We start from the raw sequence: 18,495 nt of genomic DNA on the forward strand, positions 1-18,495 counted from the left end.
GCGCCGGGTGGATGACGACTGGACGGGCGGTTTCATGCAGTTCGACAGCACCACGAATCCCTCTTCGGTCGCGCTGGTCGGTTTGTCGCGCGGTCCGTTGTCCGCACCGCCCGCGGTGGCGCGACAGGCGCTGGAGAATGCCGGTATAATCCCGGAATCGCTGGACGGCGTGATAGCGGGTGTGTTCGCCACGACGGAGGCCGAACCGGTCGCGGCGGAGTTCGGTCTGCTGGGGCCCGTGGTCACGGCGGAAATCCCGCCTCCGGCCATCCTACACCTTTCCCTCCAAAGCATTCACACTGGTGAATCGGCGCTCGCCATCGCCGGGGTGGTTTCACCCGGCGAGTGCGCGTTTCTGGTGCTGAAACCGCTTTCCTCCGCGATCGCGGACGACGACCCGGTTCATTGCGTGTTCGACGGCAGCGCGCTGGGCCGGGGGCCGATCGTGCGGCTGGCGTGCGAACGAGCCGGAGTGGACCCCGGCGAGGTCGACCCGGTGGAAGAAGACACGGTGTCAGCACTGTTCGATCTGCCCGCCTTGCTCGATCGCGGGCAGGAGCGCCGGTGGCCCATCGTGCTCGGTTCCACCGACGGCGCCGGGACTTCCTGCGCGCTGGTGCTGTCCGCGCCGCCCGCCCGGACGCGACCGCCCGAGCGCCGCGCGGTGCCGGTCCTGCCGCTGATGTTGTCGGCCGACAGCGCGGAAAGCCTGCGGGGCAAGGCGGAGACCCTGCGCGCCCACCTGGACGGGCCTGCCGCGCCGGATCTGCTCGACACCACGCACACGCTGGCTCTGGCGCGGTCACACCAGCCGCACCGGGGCGTCGTACTGGGCGAGGACCGGGCGGAACTCGTCGCGGGCCTCGCCGAACTGGCCGACGGCCGGGCAGGGACGGCAGAGGCGGGCACCGGCCGCAAAGTGGCGCTGATGTTCCCCGGCGAGGGCGGACAACGGCCGGGGATGGGCCGCGAGCTGTACCCGCTGTTCGACGTGTTCGCCGACGCGCTCGACGAAGTGTGCGACCACCTGGACGCGGCGTCCACCTGGTCGGTGCGCGAGCTGCTGCTGGGCGACCGCGGTACCGAGGTGGCGCCCGCCGACGAGGCCATGTACACCCAGGACGCCCTGTTCGCCCTGCAGCTGGCGCTGTTCCGGCAGTTCGAGCACTGGGGCGTCCGCCCGGACTTCGTGGTCGGCCACTCGGTCGGGGAACTGGCCGCGGCCACCGCGGCCGGGGTGTACTCACTTCCGGACGTGGCCGCGCTGCTGGCCGAGCGGGTCCGGCTGTTCCGGGACCGGACGCCGGTCGGCGGCGCCATGGTGGCGCTGCGGATCACCGAGGCCGAAGCGCAGGAGTCGCTGACCGGGCTGACGGACCTGGCGGCGATCTCCGCGGTCAACTCCCCTCGCTCCGTCGTCATCTCCGGTGACCGCGACACCGTGCTGCGCATCGCCGGGTTCTGGGCCGACCGAGGGCGCAAGGTCAAGCGGCTGCCGGTGGACCGGGCCTTCCACTCCCCGCATATGGCCGCGATGGCGGGCGAATTCGAACGGTTCGCGCGCGGCCTCACCGCCTCTCCGCCGCGTATCCCGATCGTCCCGGTGCACACCGGGCTCGGGACCGATCCCGGTGTGGTGTGCCTGCCCGAGTACTGGGGCGCCCAGGTGCGCGGCACCGGGCACTTCCTGGACTGCGTCACCACCCTGGCGTCCGCCGGAGTCGACACCTACGTCGACCTGAGCGCCAACGGGGTGCTCGCGGCGCTGGTCGAGGAGACCCTGCCCGGCGCGGCCACCGGCGACCTGCTCGTCACCGCCGCGCTGCGCGGCGGCCAGTCCGATCTGCGCGCGGTACTGGGCACCCTCGGCGAACTGCACGGACACGGAGTGCCGGTCGCCTGGCCGGAGGTGCTCGGCGACCGGGGTGGCCGCCGCGTGCATCTGCCCACCGAGGTCGCCGAACCCACCCGCGTCGTCGCCACGGACCTGTCCCGGCTGATCCGGACCGAGACCGAGTCGCTGATCAGCGGCGGTTACCGGCCGGACCGGACCTTTTTCGACCTGGGCATGGATTCGGTGCGCGCCGTCGAACTGATCACCCGGCTGCGCAAGCGGACCGGGCTGACGATCGCCACGACCGCCCTGTTCGACCACCCCACGCCGGACCGGCTGACCGCGTACCTGGACGGCAGCGCGCCGAGGACACCGGCCGTCGTGCGCCGCCGGACAGGTTCGGACGAGCCGATCGCCATCGTCGGCATGAGCTGCCGCTTCCCCGGCGGCGTGCAGTCCCCCGAGGACCTGTGGCAGCTGCTCACCGAGGGCCGCGACGTCGTCACGCCGATGCCCGCCGACCGCGGCTGGGACCTGGAGACGCTGTACGACCCGCAGCGGGAGCGGCCGGGCACCAGCTATGTGCGAAAAGGCGGGTTCCTGCACGAGGCAGCCGAGTTCGACGCCGCGTTCTTCGGCATCGGCGGCCACGAGGCCCTGGAGATGGACCCGCAACAGCGGCTGCTGCTGGAACTGTCCTGGGAGGCCTTCGAGCGGGCCGGCATCGACCCGGCCACGTTACGAGGCAGCGACACCGGGGTCTACGCGGGGCTGTCTCACAGCGAGTACGGCGTCGGCCCCGGGCATGCCGCCCTCGGCGAGCGGCCGAACCTGGCGATCGGGACCGTGTCCAGTGTGGCCTCCGGCCGGATCTCGTTCACCTTCGGTCTGCAGGGGCCCAACCTGTCGATCGACACGGCGTGCTCCTCCTCCCTGGTCGCCGTGCACCTGGCCGCCGCGGCGCTGCGCCGCGGTGAATGCTCGCTGGCGCTGGCCGGAGCGGTGACCGTCCTGTCGTCGCCTTTGGTGTTCCTGGAGTTCAGCAGGCAGGGCGGGCTGGCGCCGGACGCGCGGGCCAAACCGTTCGCCGAGGACGCCGACGGCACGGCCTGGGCCGAGGGCGGCGGCATGTTCACGCTGGAGCGGTACTCCGACGCACGCCGGAACGGCCATCCGGTGCTGGCGCTGATCACCGGGTCCGCGGTCAACTCCGACGGCGCCAGCAACGGACTCACCGCACCCAACGGTGCCGCCCAGCAGCGCCTGCTGTCCGCCGCGCTCGCCGACGCCGGACTGCGACCGTCCGATGTGGACGTCGTGGAGGCGCACGGCACCGGGACGAAACTGGGCGACCCGATCGAGGCGGGCGCGCTCGTGGCGGCCTACGGCGCGCACCGGCCGCCGGACCGGCCGCTGCTGGTGGGGTCCCTGAAGTCCAATCTGGGGCACACTCAGGCCGCCGCGGGGGCCGCGGGACTGATCAAGATGGTGCTGGCCATGCGGCATCGCACGGTCCCGGCCACCGTCAACGTCGAAACACCCAGCTCGCAGGTGGACTGGGCGGCCGGGCTGCGTCTGGTCACCGAACCCACGCCGTGGCCGGACCGGGGACCGATCCGGCGGGCCGGGGTCTCCTCCTTCGGTATCGGCGGCACGAACGCCCATGTGCTCGTCCAGCAGCCGCCGGCCGAACCGGACGCACCGGCGGCCCCGCCGAGTGACCTCCCGCCGCTGTGGACCGTGTCGGGCGGTTCGGAGGAGGCACTGCGCGCGCAGGCGGCCCGGCTGCTCGCGCACTGCGACACCGGCCCCGGGTCCGGGGCAGACCTGCACGACCTGGGTTTCTCTTTGGCCACAACCCGTTCCGCGCTGGCCAACCGGGCCGTGCTCACCGGCGGCGACCGCGGCCAGCTCGGCCGCGCATTGGCCGCGCTGGCCGCCGGCAGAACCGATCCCGGGCTCACCACGGGAGTGGTGGCCGAGGGCGGTCTGGCCTTCCTGTTCGCCGGGCAGGGCAGTCAGCGCGCGGGCATGGGCCGTCCGCTGTACGAGCGGTACCCGGTGTTCGCCGGGGCCTTCGACGAGGTTTGCGCGGCGTTGCCGCCGCGGGTGCGCGCCGCCGTATTCGGCACGGACCAGGAAACCCTGGACCGGACGGAGTTCGCGCAGACCGGGCTGTTCGCGTTCGAGGTCGCGTTGTTCCGCTTGCTGGAGAGCTGGGGTATCCGGCCGGACCTGCTGCTCGGGCACTCCGTCGGTGAACTGGCCGCCGCCCACGTGGCCGGGGTGCTGTCACTACCGGACGCCTGCCGTCTGGTCGCGGCGCGGGGTTCGCTCATGCAGGCGTTGCCACCGCACGGTGCGATGTACGCGGTGGCGGCCTCGGCGGACGAGGTCGAGCATCTGCCGCCGGGGGTGTCGCTGGCGGCGGTCAACGGGCCGCGTTCAGTGGTGCTCTCGGGAGCTGAGGACGCCGTCGCCGCCGTGGCCCAGACCTTCCGCGCTCAGGGGCGCAGGACCAAGCGCCTGCGCGTCAGTCACGCGTTCCACTCCGCGTTGATGGCGCCGATGCTCGACGAATTCCTTTCCGTCGCGAAGAGTCTGAGCTATCGACCGCCTCTGATCCCGATCGTGTCCGGGTTGACCGGCGAGGTGGCCACCGAAGAACAGCTGTGTTCTCCGGAGTACTGGGCGGATCACGTGCGGGGCACGGTCAGGTTCGCCGACGGGGTGCGGACCCTCCAGGACCGGGGGGTGAGCACGTTCCTGGAGCTGGGGCCGGAGACCACGCTGACCGAGATGACCGCGGACTGCCTCGGTGAAGCCGTGGACACGGCCGTGGTCCCCGCGCTGAGGGACGCGGACGTACTCGCCGCCGTGGCGGCGCTGCACGTGCGGGGACAGGGGCCGGACTGGTCGAGGTGGTACGCGAGCAGCGGGGCGCGGCGGGTGGACCTGCCGACCTATCCCTTCCAGCGCAAGAGGTTCTGGCTGCTGCCGGAGGCGACCCCGGAATCCCGCTCACCGCGGCGGGATTCGGCGTTCTGGGAAGCCGTGGAGAGCGGAGACCTTCAGCGCCTCGGCGACCTGCTGGGCACCGGCACCGAACCGGAGATCACCGAACTGCTGCCCGCGATGGCGCGGTGGCGGCGTGACCACGACCAGACCGCCGCGATGGATCGGTTGCGGTACCGCGTTTCCTGGCAGCCCGTGGCGGGACAGGTCGCCCGGAAGCGGAACTGGATCGTGGTGCACGCCGCGGATCTGCCCGTGCCGGAACCCGTCCGCGCGGCGCTCGGGGCCGTATTGCTGGGCGTCGGCGCCGAGGCTGGACGCGCGGAAATCGCGGAGCTGCTCGCGTCCGTCCGGGACGGCGAACCGATCGACGGGGTGCTGTCCCTGCTGGCACTGGACGAACGACCGCACCCGGCCGCCACCGAGGTGCCAGCCGGGCTCGCCTTGACGACAGCGCTGATCCAGGCCATGGGAGACCTCGACTTCGAGGTGCCGTTGTGGTGCGTGACCCAGTCGGCGGTGTCCACCGGGCACGGTGACCGGCTCGGCTCCCCGGTACAGGCCATGGTGTGGGGCCTCGGCCGGGTCGCCGCGCTGGAACACCCGGCGCGGTGGGGTGGCCTGGTGGATCTCCCGTCCACTGTGGACTCCGCCGTGGTCGAACGGCTGGCCGGAGTGCTCTCGGCGACGGAGGATCAGGTCGCCGTACGCGCCTCGGGCGTCTTCGCCCGGCGCCTCGTGCACGCACCCGCCGGTCCCCGCGAGAAGGGGACACCGCGCCGCTGGCCGCGGCACGGCACCACCCTGATCACCGGCGCTTTCGGCGCGCTGGGAAGAAAACTGGCGCGCTGGCTCGCCGCCGAGGGGGTGGAACGGCTGCTGCTGACCGGCAGGCATGCCGACGACCCCGGGTTCCTCGCCGAGCTGACCGCGCTCGGTGCCGAGGCCGTGGCGGTCGCCTGCGACGTGGCCGACCGCGACGCCCTGGCCGGGCTGCTCGCGGCGATCCCGGCGGACCGGCCGTTGACGGGAGTCGCGCATACGGCCGGGGTCCTCGACGACGGCGTCCTCGACGCGCTGGACCCGCGGCGGCTGGCCGTGGCCCTGCACGCCAAGGCCGAAGGTGCCCGCAACCTCCACGAGCTGACCAGCGGGCTGGAGGCGTTCGTGCTGTTCTCCTCCGCCACCGGCGCGGTGGGCAACGCCGGACAGGCCAACTACGCGGCGGCCAACACCTATCTCGACGCGCTGGCCGACCAGCGGCGTGCCGACGGGCTCGCCGCCACCTCGCTCGCCTGGGGACCGTGGGGTCTCGGCGGGATGGCCGTGGACGGGGCGGGCGCGGAGGCCGTGGGCGCCAGGCTGCGGCGCAACGGCATGACCGTCCTCGACCCCGACCTCGGCATCACCGCACTGGCCACGGCCTTCGGTCGTGACGAGTCGGGCCTGGTGATCGCCGACGTGGACTGGGACCGGTTCCTCTCGGTCTTCGCCACCACCCGGCACAGCCCGCTGCTCGCGGAGCTGCCGGAAGCCCGCCGGAGCAAGGCCGCCGAGCCGCGGCCGGAGGCGTCGACCCTCGTGACGCGCCTGGCCGGGATGTCCCAGTCCGAGCGTGTCCGGGTCCTGCGCGAACTGGTGAGCCGGGAGGTCGCCACGATTCTCGGGCACGACTCGGTCACCCAGGTCCAGCCCGGCAAACCCTTCCACGAGCAGGGACTCAGCTCCTTGGGCGTGGTCGAGCTGCGCAACCAGCTGAGCGCGCAGACCGGGTTGCGGATGCCCGCCACCGCCCTGTTCGACCATTCGACGCCCACCGCGCTGGCCGGATATCTGAACACCGAGCTCACGCCGAGCGCACCACCGGCACCACCCCGGCCCGAACCGGTGGCCGAGCCCGCGGCCGCCGACCTCGACGACGTGCTCGGCCGGGCCGAACGGGAAATCTTCTTGGCAGCGGAGGGGCTCCTCGATGGCTGAGGACAGCAAGGTACTCGACACCCTGAATCGCCTGACCACCGCGCTGCGGGACACCAGGGAACGCCTGCGGTCGGCCGAGGCGGCCGCCCGTGAGCCGATCGCCATCGTGGGGCTGGGGTGCCGGTTGCCCGGCGGGGCGACCGACCCGGACGCGCTGTGGCGGCTGCTCGACGAGGGCCGCGACGCGATCACCTCGTTGCCCGCCGACCGTGGCTGGCCACGCGGGCGCACCGGCGCCGGCGGGTTCCTCGCCGACGCGGCCTGGTTCGACGCGGGCTTCTTCGGCATCGGCCCGAACGAGGCACAGTCCATGGATCCGCAGCAGCGGCTGATGCTGGAGATCTCCTGGGAGTCGCTGGAGCGGGCCGGCATCGACCCGGCCACCCTGCGTGGCTCCCGGACCGGGGTGTTCACCGGCACCAGCGATCAGGACTACCGAGGGCTGGTCAGCGCCAACCTCGACGAATACGCCGACCACCTGGCGACCGCCACCGCCGCGAGCGTGCTGTCCGGGCGGGTCTCCTACCTGCTCGGGCTGGAAGGGCCGTCGGTCACGATCGACACGGCGTGCTCGTCTTCGCTGGTGGCCCTGCATCTGGCGGTGCGGTCCCTGCGCGCCGGGGAATGCGACCTCGCGCTGGCGGGCGGCGCGGTGGTGATGTCCAAGCCCGGTGTCTTCACTGCCTTCCGGCACCAGGGCGCGCTCGCGGCGGACGGCCGGTGCAAAGCGTTCGCCGAGGCCGCGGACGGGGTCGGCTGGGGTGAAGGGGCCGGTGTGGTGGTCGTGGAACGGCTCACCGACGCCCTCGCGTCCGGCCATCCGGTACTCGCCGTGGTGCGGGGCAGCGCGGTCAACTCCGACGGGGCCTCCAACGGGTTGACCGCACCCAACGGGCTCGCGCAGCAGCGGGTGATCCGCGACGCGCTGGCCGACGCGGGACTGCGCGCCGAGGACGTCGACGCCGTCGAAGCGCACGGGACGGGCACCCGGCTCGGCGATCCGATCGAGGCAGCCGCCCTGCAGGCCGCGTACGGCCACGACCGGGACACCCCGCTGGCCCTCGGCTCGATCAAAGCCAACATCGGGCACACCCAGGCCGCCGCCGGGATCGCCGGGGTGCTCAAGATCGTGCTCGCGCTGCGCCACCGGACCTTGCCCAAGACCTTGCATGTGGACCGCGCGACGTCCCAAGTGGACTGGCACGGGGGCGGGGTCGAGCTGCTCACCGAGAGCCGTCCCTGGCAGGCGGCCGACGGCCGTCCCCGGCGCGCGGCGGTGTCCTCCTTCGGTATCAGTGGTACCAACGCGCACGTGATCCTCGAAGAGGCTCCGGCGCCGGAACCGGCCGGGACTCCCGCGGCGGAGCAGTTGCCGTGGGTCCTTTCGGCACGGACCGAATCCGCCTTGCGGGCAAGGGCCGGACAGCTTCTGTCCTCTGTGGACGGCAGAGATCCGGTGGCCGTGGCGCACGCGCTGATCACCTCACGCAGCACGTTCGATCGGCGTGCCGTGGTACTCGACGCCGATCCGCGGACGGCGCTGACCGCGCTGAACCGGGGCACCGCGGTACCGGGCCTGGTCACCGGCACGGCCGAGCTGACCGGCAAGGTGGTGTTCGTCTTCCCCGGCCAAGGCGGCCAGTGGGCGGGTATGGCCGGCGACCTGCTGGAGACCTCGCCGGTGTTCAAGGAGCACCTCGAGCGCTGTGCCCGCGCGCTGGCGCCGCATCTCGACTGGGACCTGCTCGCGGTGCTGCGGCAGGAGCCGGACGCGCCGTCGCTGGACCGGGTGGACGTGGTGCAGCCCGCGTTGTTCGCGGTGATGGTCTCGCTGGCCGCGCTCTGGCGCGCCAGCGGGATCGAGCCGGACGCGGTGGTGGGGCACAGCCAGGGCGAGATCGCCGCCGCCCACGTCGCGGGCGCGCTGTCGCTGGAGGACGCCGCGCTGGTGGTGGCCCGGCGGGCGAAGGCGCTGACCACGTTGTCCGGCCGCGGCGGTATGGCCTCGGTGGAGCTGCCGGCCGAGCGGCTGCGGCCCAGGCTGGACGAGCGGCTCGCGATCGCCACGGTGAACGGGCCGGAGTCCTCGGTGGTCGCCGGGGACATCGAGGCACTCGACCGGCTGCTGACGGAGCTGGCCGGATCCGGCGTCCAGGTGCGGCGGCTGGCGGTCGACTACGCGTCCCACTCCCCCCAGGTCGAGTCGGTCCGCGACCGGGTGCTCGCCGAGCTGGCCCCGATCTCACCCCGGCCCACCGACATCCCGTTCCACTCCGCCGTGACCGCGACCGTGCTCGCCGGACCCGAACTGGACGCGGGGTACTGGTACCGCAACCTGCGGATGCCGGTGCGTTTCGATGCGGCCGTCGCCGGGCTTCCGGTGCCGGAGCACACTTTCTTCGTCGAAGTCAGCCCGCACCCCGTCCTCGTCCACTCGGTGCTGGCGGCCGTCGGCGACCGGGCCGTCGTCACCGGGACGCTGCGCCGCGCCGAGAACGGCCGCGACACCTTCCTCGCCGCGCTCGCCGAACTTTACGTCCGCGGGCTCTGTCCGAAGTGGACCGCGTGGGCGGGACAGGAGGCTCCGGGTTTCACCGAGCTGCCGACCTATCCCTTCGAACGCAAACGATTCTGGGTCACGCCGGGAGAGACGCGCGAGGGCGGGCACCCGGTCCTGGACGCGCCGGTCGAACTGGCGGACACCGGCGAACTCGTGCTGACCGGCCGCCTCTCCGTGAGTTCGTCGCCCTGGCTGGCCGATCACCGCGTACTGGACGAGGTGATCCTGCCGGGCACCGCCTGGCTGGACTTCGCCTTGCGTGCCGGGACGGCCGCGCGCTGTCCCACGGTCGAGGAACTGACCCTGGAACGGCCGCTGGTGGTGCCGGACGACGCGGCGGTCACCGTCCAGCTGCGGGTGGGCGCGCCCGACGGCACCGGACGGCGCGGCCTGCGGCTGCACGCCAAAGTGGACGGTGGGAACTGGGTGCACCACGGCGGCGGGACGCTGAGCCCGGAACGGATCGAACCGGCCGAGATCGGCCAGTGGCCGCCCGCGGGTGCGGAACCGGTCGCGCACCAGGGTCTTTACCCCGCCCTGGTCGAGCGCGGGCTGCGCTACGGCCCCACGTTCCAGGGGTTGCGCGCGGTTTGGCGGCGGGACAAGGAGGTCTTCGCCGAAGTGGACTGCCCGGTGGACGGACGAGGCTTCGTGATCCACCCGGCGCTGCTGGACTCCGCCCTGCACGCCCTCGGATTCGGTGGTCCCGCACCGGCACCGGCGACGGACGGGCCGGTGCTGCCGTTCGTCTGGGCCGGGGTGGGCGCGCACGCCACCGAACCGGCGACGCTGCGCGTACGGCTCCAGGGTTTGACGGACGACTCGGTACGGCTGGGCGTGACCGACGAAGCGGGCGTACCGGTGCTGTCGGTGGATTCACTGGTGCTGCGACCGGCCGTCGCGCACCGTGAGGCCCCACGGGACGCCCTGTTCCGGAGCAGATGGGCCGAGGTGCGCACCGCGGTCAGCACGGGCTCGGAACTCGTCGTCACCGTCGGAATCGAGACCGGCCGGTTCCCGGCCTTCCCCGACCTGGACGCGCTCGAGAACGCGGTCTCCGGCGGCCTGCCCATGCCGGACGCGGTGCTCCTCGCCGTTTCCGGTGGTGCGCCGCGGGAATCGGCGCATCACGCGCTGGCGTCGGCCCAGTGGTGGACGACGCGTCCGGAGTTCGCCGCGTCCAGGCTGGTGTTCCTCACCTCGGGCGCGGTGGCGACCCGGACCGGCGACGACGTCGGCGATCTGGGTGGTGCGGCTGTCACCGGTCTGGTGCGCTCCGCCCAGGCCGAGGAGCCCGGCCGGTTCGTGCTCCTGGACGCCGACGAGATCACCCCGTTGACGGTCGCGGCCGCCCTGGCCACCGACGAGCCGGAGCTCGCCCTGCGCGGCGGCCGGGTGCTGGCGCGCCGCCTGGTGCGGGTCGTCCCCCCGGCTCCGGTTCCGTTCGCCGGTGCCGACGACGTGGTGCTGATCACCGGCGGCACCGGCACCCTCGGCGGGCTGCTCGCCCGGCATCTGGTCACCGCGCACGGAGTGCGGCGGCTCGTCCTGCTCAGCCGTGGCGGCCACGCTCCGGACCTGGTGGCCGCGCTCGCCGAACTCGGTGCCGTCGCGACCACCGTCGCCTGCGACGTGACCGACCGGACGCGACTGGCCCGCGTGCTCGCGGACCATCGGCCGACGATCGTGGTGCACGCGGCCGGGGCACTGGACGACGGCGTGATGCTGACCATGACCGCGGACCGCCTGGACACGGTCATGCGGCCGAAGGCGGACGCGGCCATCGCCCTCCACGAGCTGACGAAGGAGCTCCCGCTCAAGGCGTTCGTCCTGTTCTCCTCCGCCGCCGCGACCGCGGGCACCGCCGGCCAGTCGAACTACGCCGCGGCCAACGCCGTCCTCGACGGGCTGGCCCACCACCGTCGCGGCCGGGGCCTGCCGGCGATCTCGCTCGCGTGGGGCCTGTGGGCCGAGCGCAGCGACCTGACCGGTCACCTCCGGACGTCGGCGGACATGCTGTCCACCAAGGAGGCGCTCGCCCTGTTCGACGCCGCGGTGTCCCTCGCCGACCCGGTGCTGGTGCCCGCCCGCCTCACGCTGGACGACGCCGAGGACCGGCCCCTGCTGCGGGAACTCAAGGACCGGCCGGGCACCCCGGACCGGCCGCGCCCGCCGCTCGACCCGCTCGGCGGTCCGGACCGGGAGCGCGCGCTCGTCGACCTGGTGCTGGACAAGGTCGCGCTGACCCTCGGCCACGCCGACACCGCGGAACTCAACCAGCATGCCGGGTTCCTGGAGATGGGCGTGGACTCGCTGGCCGCGGTCCGCATCCGTAACCACCTGGCCGAGGCGCTGGGGCGCCGGCTGCGGGCGACCGTCACCTTCGACCATCCGACCCCGGCGATGTTGGCCAGGTACCTGGCGGAGCTGGTGAGCAGGCGCGAAGACGACGTGGTCCAGGACGAGGACCGTGAAGACTTCCGACAGCGGCTCCAGCGCATCAGGGTCTCAGGCTGGGAAAGGAATCGCGCCTTCTTCGGCTCGCTGGAGCAGTTGCCGAGTCCTCCTCGCCCGGTCCGGCTGGCCAGTGGCTCCGGGCATCCGGCGCTGGTGTGCGTCCCCTCCATCACCGGTCAGGCCGAGCCGGTGCAGTACGCGCGCCTGGCCAGGGCTTTCCAGGACGAACGGGAGGTCCTGGCGCTCCGGCACCCTGGTTACCGCGGCGACGGGGCCCTGCCGAAGACCCGGGATCTGCTGCTGGCGGCGCACGCCGCCAGTCTGCGTGCGGAGCTGGGAGACCGGCCTTTCGTCCTGACCGGTCTGTCCTCCGGCGGGCTGGTCGCCCACCTGCTCGCGGAGCATCTGCACGGCCAGGGCACACCTCCGGCCGGGGTGGTGGTGCTGGACAGCTATCTGCCCAGCGAATACGAGCGGCTGGTCCGCCTGCTGCCGGGTCTCGGTGACGAAATGCAGCTCCGGATGGCCGATCCGAACTATCCGGTGCCCGCCGACGACAGCTGGATCACCGCGATGCTGCACTACGGGACCTTCGACTGGACACCGGCCTACCTGCCGATCCCGGTGCTGTTCGTGCGCGCGGGCGACCCGGTGCAGGACTGGCCGCCGGACTGGGAACCGGTGTGGCCCTTCGAGCACACGGCCGTCAGCACCCGTGGCAACCACTTCACCATGATGGAGGAGCACGCCCCGCATACGGCGGCGCTGATGAACGACTGGATGCGCGGCACCTTCGGCTGAACGCTCTGGTTTGTCTACAATGGACAACTACCGTGGTGCGTCGGTCCGGTGCGCTTCAGCAGCCGGGTGGCGAGGACCTCGGCCGCGACGTCGCGGCCGAGGACGGAACCCGCCTGGTTGCTGAATTCGAAGTGCTGTCCGCCGAACACCCGCGACCGGCCCGCCTCGGCGGCGGCCGCGGAGAAACTCGGGTAAGTACGCGCCTGGCCGCCCGGCGCGGTATCCGTGGTGTGTGTGAAGCGAACGTCGTCCGTGCAGAAGAACCCGGCCAGCACGGCCGCCGCCGCGCCGCTGTAGGAGCTGTGCCCGGACGGGTATTCCGGTGATCCGCCGATGCTCCCGGCCCGCGGGGCCCAGTCCGGATTCGGCCGCGTCCACGGGTTCCCGTCGGTCTCCGCCTCGCGGATCGCCGTGGCGGGACGCCAATGACGGTAGGTGAACTTGGTGGCCACGGTGGGAACCGTGGTGTCGGCCAGCGTCATCGTCAGCAAGGCCATGAGGCGCGCCGAGGTGGGCAGCGGCAGGCCATGGGACCTGGCCAGCGCGATCTTCACCCACTCGCCGGCGGGTTGGACGGTACCGGCGGGCACGGACCAGAACTGGAAGGTGGCGAGCTTGTCGGGGGCGGGTATCGCGGCGTCGCCGAGCAGCGCGACTTCGGCGAAAGCGGCGGCATAGTCCAGGCTGTCCAAGGCAGGCGGCGGCCCCGGTACGTACACGGCGGGGTCGGCGACGGCGAAGGGGCGAACGTCGCGGTACTGCACGCCGGACCACTCGGCCCGGAAGATTCCGGGACCTGAGCCGGCGGGCTGACTTCGCACCGGAGCCGAGCCGTCGTCGGCACGGGAGGCCACCACACGATCGGCGACCTCACGGCCCCAGCGCACCCCCGCGTCGCGCCGATGGCCGGGACGCAGACCGGCCAGGTCGGCCTGTAGCCGCATGTCGTAGCCCGCGGTTCGGTCGGGGTCCAGCCGGACAAGGACGGCATGTGCCGCGGCGACGGCGGCGGCCTGGGGATCGGCGCCGCGCGGGCCGGGGCCGGGTATCAGCGCGTGGGCGCGTGCCGGGCCGGTGAGTCCGTTGACCGCGTCGTACACGGCGACGTTGAGCATCGCGTAGGTGCGGGCGGCGTCGGCGTCGGTGGCGCGGGTCGCCCGTACCGCGGCCAAGGCGAACTCGTTCCACACTCGCACGATGTCCGGCCGTGGCTCGGCGGCGGCGGGCGCGCTCGACCCGGCTCCGACCAGAACGAGCACCAGGGCCAGGACGATCTTCTTCACGGCCGTACCTCCCGAATCGCCACGGTCCCATGGTGTCGTGATTCCCGCGGCGCCGCGACGGCCACTTGGAGCGGAAGCGCTATTCCGACCAGTCGACGACGGTGATGAACTCGTCGGAGGCCACCGCGAAGCGTGTGCCGTCCGGATGCACGGCGACGGTCAGCGGCTCGTACTGCAAGCCGTACGCCACCATGCGCTTGCCGGTCGGCAGGTGCGGCCACGCCTCGACCACGGCGCCGGTGGCGGGCTCCAGGAGCTTCGGATACTCGTAGAAGCTGAGCAGGTGGTCGCCGAACCGGGTCATCGTGCCGACGTGCTCGCCATAGGAGGCCTTGCTCGCCCAGCCCGCCGCTTCCATCGACCAAACGCCGAGTTCGCCGCTCGACAGCTGGGGCCAGCTGCCGGTCACCGTGCTCATGGAGAACACCGCCAGGCGGTCTTCGTCGAGCCAGCAGGCCGACTCGACCTCGTCGCCGACCTGTTCCGGACAAGGCTGGATCGCGTCGAGGGTGCCCGGATCGGTGAGGGCGGCGTCGAGATCGAAGACCTGGGCGACGCCGAACGGATGCCAGACCCAGCCCGCGCTCAGCAGCCACCGTCCGCCGGGGCTCACCTCGAGCCGGGAGTGGTAGATGTCGTTCAGGTGGACGTCGGGCTCCAAGGCGCGGGTGGTGAGCCGTTCCCCGGTCGCCGGTAGCTCGATCTCCAGCCGGTCCCGGTGTTCGGGGCAGTGGACGAGCACCTCCCGCCCGTCGGTGAGCCGCCCGAAGGTCACCGGATAGAAGAAGGCGTCCGGATCGTCGTCGTCACGGGTGAGTGCGCGGAGTACCTCGCCTTGGTCGAGCAGGATCGCGTCGAGGCCGTACTCGGCGTAGACGACCTGGTAGCGCCCGGACGGGGACACGGCCACGCCGTTGTAGATGTCGCCGTAGCCCTGCAGCGGGGCTCCTGTTCCGGGGCGGCCGTCGGGATACCAGCTGTAGCCGCTCGCCCAGTCGACGAGACCGTTGCCTTGCCAGACCAGTGTTTGTGGTGCCTGGCCGGTGGTCGGCCATCGTTCTTCCGCTTTCATGATGCACTGGATGATGACAGCTCGCCGGCGGGACCGCCCCCGAATTCCCGAAGATCATTTCGAGAAGTGCGAAATAAACCATAACCATCGTCCACTGTTTCGTTGAAGTTTCGCGGAGTCGCGTATACGCTGATCCCTGCTCTGGGAGCGCTCCCATTTTGATCATCGTCGATCATCCCGAGAATGGAGGCCCATCCATGCGCAGTACCTCCAGGCCCACCGCCAGACGGCGGAGCATCATCGTCCTGGTCATCGCCACGCTCGCCGGTATGTTCGCCTGGGTCCCGGCGGCTTCGGCACACGGCACCATCGTCGGTCCCCCGACCCGCGCCTACCAGTGCTGGAAAGACTGGGGCAGCCAGCACACGAATCCCGCCATGCAGCAGCAAGATCCCATGTGCTGGCAGGCTTTCCAGGCCAACGCCGACACCATGTGGAACTGGATGAGTGCCCTGCGGGACGGACTCCACGGGAACTTCGAGGGGTCCACTCCCAACGGACAGCTCTGCAGCAACGGCCTGGCGCGCAACAACTCCCTGAACACCCCAGGCCCTTGGAAGACCACCAGTGTCGGCAGCAACTTCTCGATGCACCTGTACGACCAGGCCAGCCATGGTGCCGACTACTTCCGGGTCTACGTCAGCAAGAACGGGTTCGACCCCACCACCCAGACGCTCGGCTGGGGCAACCTCGACTTCATCACGCAGACCGGCAGGTACGCTCCGGCCAAGGACATCACGTTCGACGTCCGAACCTCCGGCGCGTACCGCGGACACCACGTCGTGTTCACGATCTGGCAGGCATCCCACCTCGACCAGACCTACATGTGGTGCAGTGACGTGAACTTCGGCTAGAAAATCCAGACAGCCGAACGGAATCCGAATGGCCGCCCCGGTATTCACGACACCGGGGCGGCCTTCCGACGGGATCTTCGCCACGCGTTCACGCGCCGGATCCGCGTCGAGCGGGGACGGCGAACGCCTTCAGCCCGGTGCGCCAGGCGCTGTCGAGGTCCGCGTCGGGCGGGAAACGACCGTCGAGTTCGAGGATGACCATGCCGTGCGCGAAAGCCCAGACCGCACGCGCCCGGTCCAGGTCGCCGCCGACAGCACGCACGAGCGGCAGCGCTGCCGCGTCCTCGACTCCGGCGGGCAGGAGATGGCGAGGGAGCGGCCCGGAATTCATCAGCCGGTAGAGATGGGGATGTTCGAGCGCGTAGGCACGGTAAGCCGCCGCGAGCGCGTCCAAAGAGCCGGCTCGTTCCAGCTCGCTCGCCAGTTCCCGCAGGGCGAGCGCGATCACCTGGGCTTCGACCGCGCCCTTGTCCGGGAAATGCTTGTAAAGAGACGGAGCCCGAATGCCGAGCCGTTCGCCGAGTGCCCGCATGGTCAGCGCGGCGGAGCCGCCCTCGTCGATCAGCACGCGTGCCACGTCGACGATCTGACCGCTTCGCTCAGACACGCCGGCTCCCGTCGCGCTCACGCAGGCCGTAGCCGAAGGCCCGGTCCAGCGCGATGTGCGTCAGCCAGCCGAGTCCCGCCGTGAACAGCGGCACCCAGTCCCCCAGTACGCCGAAGCTGTAGACGACCAGGACGGCCAACGGGATCCATGGCCGGTGCACGAGGTTGTAGTAGGGCACGGCCCTGGGCGACAGCTTGCCGCCACCGGCCGTGCCGTCACCGGCCCCGACGAACATCGTCAGGTCGGGCGCGATCAGCAACAGCAGCGCGGCGGTCAGTGCCGGGCCGCCGTGGTTGATCACCTCGAGCACGATGAAGGCCAGCAAGAACGCCGCGAGGGCGGCCCACGCCACCCGTTTGACGACGTGACGAGCGGGCGAAAGAGCGACAGACATCGAAACCCCCGGGAACGTGGCTAACAGCGTTAGCCTCACTGTATGGCTAACGCTGTTAGCCGTCAAGGCCGGCTCAGGATTCCGTTGGCGCGCCTCGGTTCGGTATCCGGAAGCCGCCGATCTCCTGTTCGAGCAGTTCGGCCAATCGCAGCGGGGTGCGGTCCTCGTACATCGGGCCGATGAGCTGCACGCCCACCGGCAGCCCCTCGGGGGAAAGGCCCGTGGGTACGGCGGTGGCAGGCAGGCCGGGCATGGTCGCCAGGCCTGCCCAGACGAACTGGTCGAAGTACGGGTACTCGGCACCGTCGATGTCGATGCGCCGTTCCAGCGGATCGGGGGCGTGGTCGTGCGGGAACGCGGGCGTCGGCGTGATGGGGCAGACCACGGCGTCGAACTCGGCGAAGAGCCGCCGCCAGCCGTGGCGGTGGAGTTCGCGGCGGTTGTTCGCCTCCATCCAGTCGCGGTGGCTGAAGACCAAGGCGCGCAGCCGCGTCGCGTCGAGGCTCTGGTCGTCGGCGCTCAGTCCGGCGGCCTGGATCTGAAGTTCCTCATACGAGCCGATGGGGAAACGCGCGACGGAGCCCGAGATCAGCAACTGCATGTAGAGCGTCGCCGCTTCGGTCAGATCGGGCAGCAGCGGACTGTGCCGTTCGACGCGGGCGCCACCCGCGACAAGCGCCGCGGCCACCCGGTCCACGCCCGCCCGCACGGCGGACCCGGTCGGGATGAGCGGATGCTCGTCGAGGACCAGGACCCGGAAATCGCGGAGCCGCTCGTGACGCGCGGGCGGCAGGGTCAAGGTGTACGCCATGCCGAGCGTCAGCGGGTCCGGTCCGGCCATGACGTCGAGCAGGAGCGAGAGGTCGCGGGCGGTGCGCGCCATCGGGCCGGCGACGGCGAGGTCGAACTCGGTCGGCAAGGCCGGCCCCGGAGGCGGGACCATGCCGCGGGTCGCCACCAGCCCGACCGTCGGCTTGTGCGCGTAGACGCCACAGAAATGCGCGGGGGTGCGCAGCGAACCGGCGAGGTCGGAGCCGATGGACAGCGCACCGAATCCGGACGCCAGTGCTGCCGCCGAGCCGCCGGAGGATCCGCCCGAAGTGCGACCGTGATCCCACGGGTTGCCGGTGGTGCCATGGATTTCGTTGAAGCTCTGGATGTCCTGCAGTCCCAAGGGGACATTGGTCTTGCCGAGCACCACCGCGCCCGCGTCCTTGAGCCGCGACACCTGCACCGCGTCCTCGGCGGGCAGATGGTCCCGGTGCGGCGGCATGCCCCAGGTCGTCGGCAGCCCGGCGACGTCGTAGGACTCCTTGACCGTCACCGGGACACCGAGCAGCGGCCGGTCCTCACCCCGGGCGAGCGCCTGGTCGGCCTGACGCGCGGCGGCCCGCGCGCGGTCGAAGTCCGGTACGCAGACCGCGTTGATCGCCTTGTCGTCCCGCTCGATCCGGGCGATCGCCTCGTCGGTCAGTTCCGCCGACGTCACCTCGCCTGCCCGCAGCGCGGCCGAAAGCCGGTGGGCCGGCTGAAAGTTCCAATCCATGAATCGACCGTAACGACCTCCCGAGCGAGCCATAAAATTCCGATCGGCGCAACGGCGGCTACCGGGCGCCTTTTCGCGAAGTGCTCCGTCCT

The 18,495-nt window shown here is 71.7% G+C and carries 8 protein-coding genes; 3 read left to right on the forward strand and 5 right to left on the reverse strand.

Translation table 11 applies throughout. The features are described 5' to 3' along the window. The first annotated feature begins 7 nt into the window (after positions 1–7). Positions 8–6,829 (forward strand): type I polyketide synthase, encoded by a 6,822-nt coding sequence (locus L324_RS07220; RefSeq protein WP_161780828.1) that lies wholly within the window; start codon positions 8–10, stop codon positions 6,827–6,829. Further along, entirely contained in the window at positions 6,822–12,647 is a 5,826-nt protein-coding gene (locus L324_RS43275; protein WP_051173720.1) for a type I polyketide synthase, read from the forward strand. Before L324_RS07220 ends, L324_RS43275 begins: the two co-directional genes overlap by 8 nt. A 14-nt stretch (positions 12,648–12,661) precedes the next feature. Here the strand turns inward: L324_RS43275 and L324_RS07230 are convergent, their stop codons facing one another. Together L324_RS07230 and L324_RS07235 are read right to left on the reverse strand one after the other, a co-directional pair. Continuing rightward, on the reverse strand, positions 12,662–13,930 hold the full coding sequence (locus L324_RS07230; protein WP_037305224.1) for a vanadium-dependent haloperoxidase: 1,269 nt from the start codon (positions 13,928–13,930) through the stop codon (positions 12,662–12,664). 79 nt (positions 13,931–14,009) lie between these two features. Next, positions 14,010–15,002, reverse strand: a complete 993-nt coding sequence (locus L324_RS07235) for a hypothetical protein (protein WP_037305225.1) — start codon at positions 15,000–15,002, stop codon at positions 14,010–14,012. Between the two features lie 197 nt (positions 15,003–15,199). Here L324_RS07235 and L324_RS07240 point away from each other — a divergent pair, with 197 nt between their 5' ends. Further along, complete coding sequence (locus L324_RS07240; RefSeq protein ID WP_037305226.1) at positions 15,200–15,856, forward strand: lytic polysaccharide monooxygenase auxiliary activity family 9 protein; 657 nt, start codon at positions 15,200–15,202, stop codon at positions 15,854–15,856. Between the two features lie 88 nt (positions 15,857–15,944). Here L324_RS07240 and L324_RS07245 read toward each other — a convergent pair whose 3' ends face one another. The 3 genes from L324_RS07245 to L324_RS07255 form a co-directional block, all read right to left on the reverse strand. Further along, a complete protein-coding gene (locus tag L324_RS07245) occupies positions 15,945–16,463 on the reverse strand; it encodes a TetR/AcrR family transcriptional regulator (RefSeq protein ID WP_081736224.1) in 519 nt (172 codons plus the stop codon). After that, the gene (locus L324_RS07250) at positions 16,456–16,857 is read right to left on the reverse strand and encodes a DUF4260 family protein (RefSeq protein ID WP_037305229.1); all 402 of its coding nucleotides are present in this window, start codon (positions 16,855–16,857) and stop codon (positions 16,456–16,458) included. The genes L324_RS07245 and L324_RS07250 overlap by 8 nt, the downstream gene beginning before the upstream one ends. 73 nt (positions 16,858–16,930) lie before the next feature. Next, positions 16,931–18,403: an amidase gene (locus L324_RS07255; protein WP_037305230.1), complete on the reverse strand. Its 1,473-nt coding sequence runs from the start codon at positions 18,401–18,403 to the stop codon at positions 16,931–16,933. Between the last annotated feature and the right edge of the window lie 92 nt (positions 18,404–18,495).

Origin of the sequence: Amycolatopsis orientalis DSM 40040 = KCTC 9412 (genome assembly GCF_000478275.1) — a bacterium.
In the GTDB taxonomy this organism is placed as follows: domain Bacteria; phylum Actinomycetota; class Actinomycetes; order Mycobacteriales; family Pseudonocardiaceae; genus Amycolatopsis; species Amycolatopsis orientalis.

What these genes read in the sequence shown, in the direction of transcription:
- L324_RS43275 (WP_051173720.1), top strand. Translation starts at nt 6,822, where the DNA reads ATGGCTGAGGACAGCAAGGTACTCGACACCCTGAATCGCCTGACCACC.
- L324_RS07235 (WP_037305225.1), bottom strand. Translation starts at nt 15,002, where the DNA reads ATGAAAGCGGAAGAACGATGGCCGACCACCGGCCAGGCACCACAAACA.
- L324_RS07240 (WP_037305226.1), top strand. Translation starts at nt 15,200, where the DNA reads ATGCGCAGTACCTCCAGGCCCACCGCCAGACGGCGGAGCATCATCGTC.
- L324_RS07250 (WP_037305229.1), bottom strand. Translation starts at nt 16,857, where the DNA reads ATGTCTGTCGCTCTTTCGCCCGCTCGTCACGTCGTCAAACGGGTGGCG.
- L324_RS07255 (WP_037305230.1), bottom strand. Translation starts at nt 18,403, where the DNA reads ATGGATTGGAACTTTCAGCCGGCCCACCGGCTTTCGGCCGCGCTGCGG.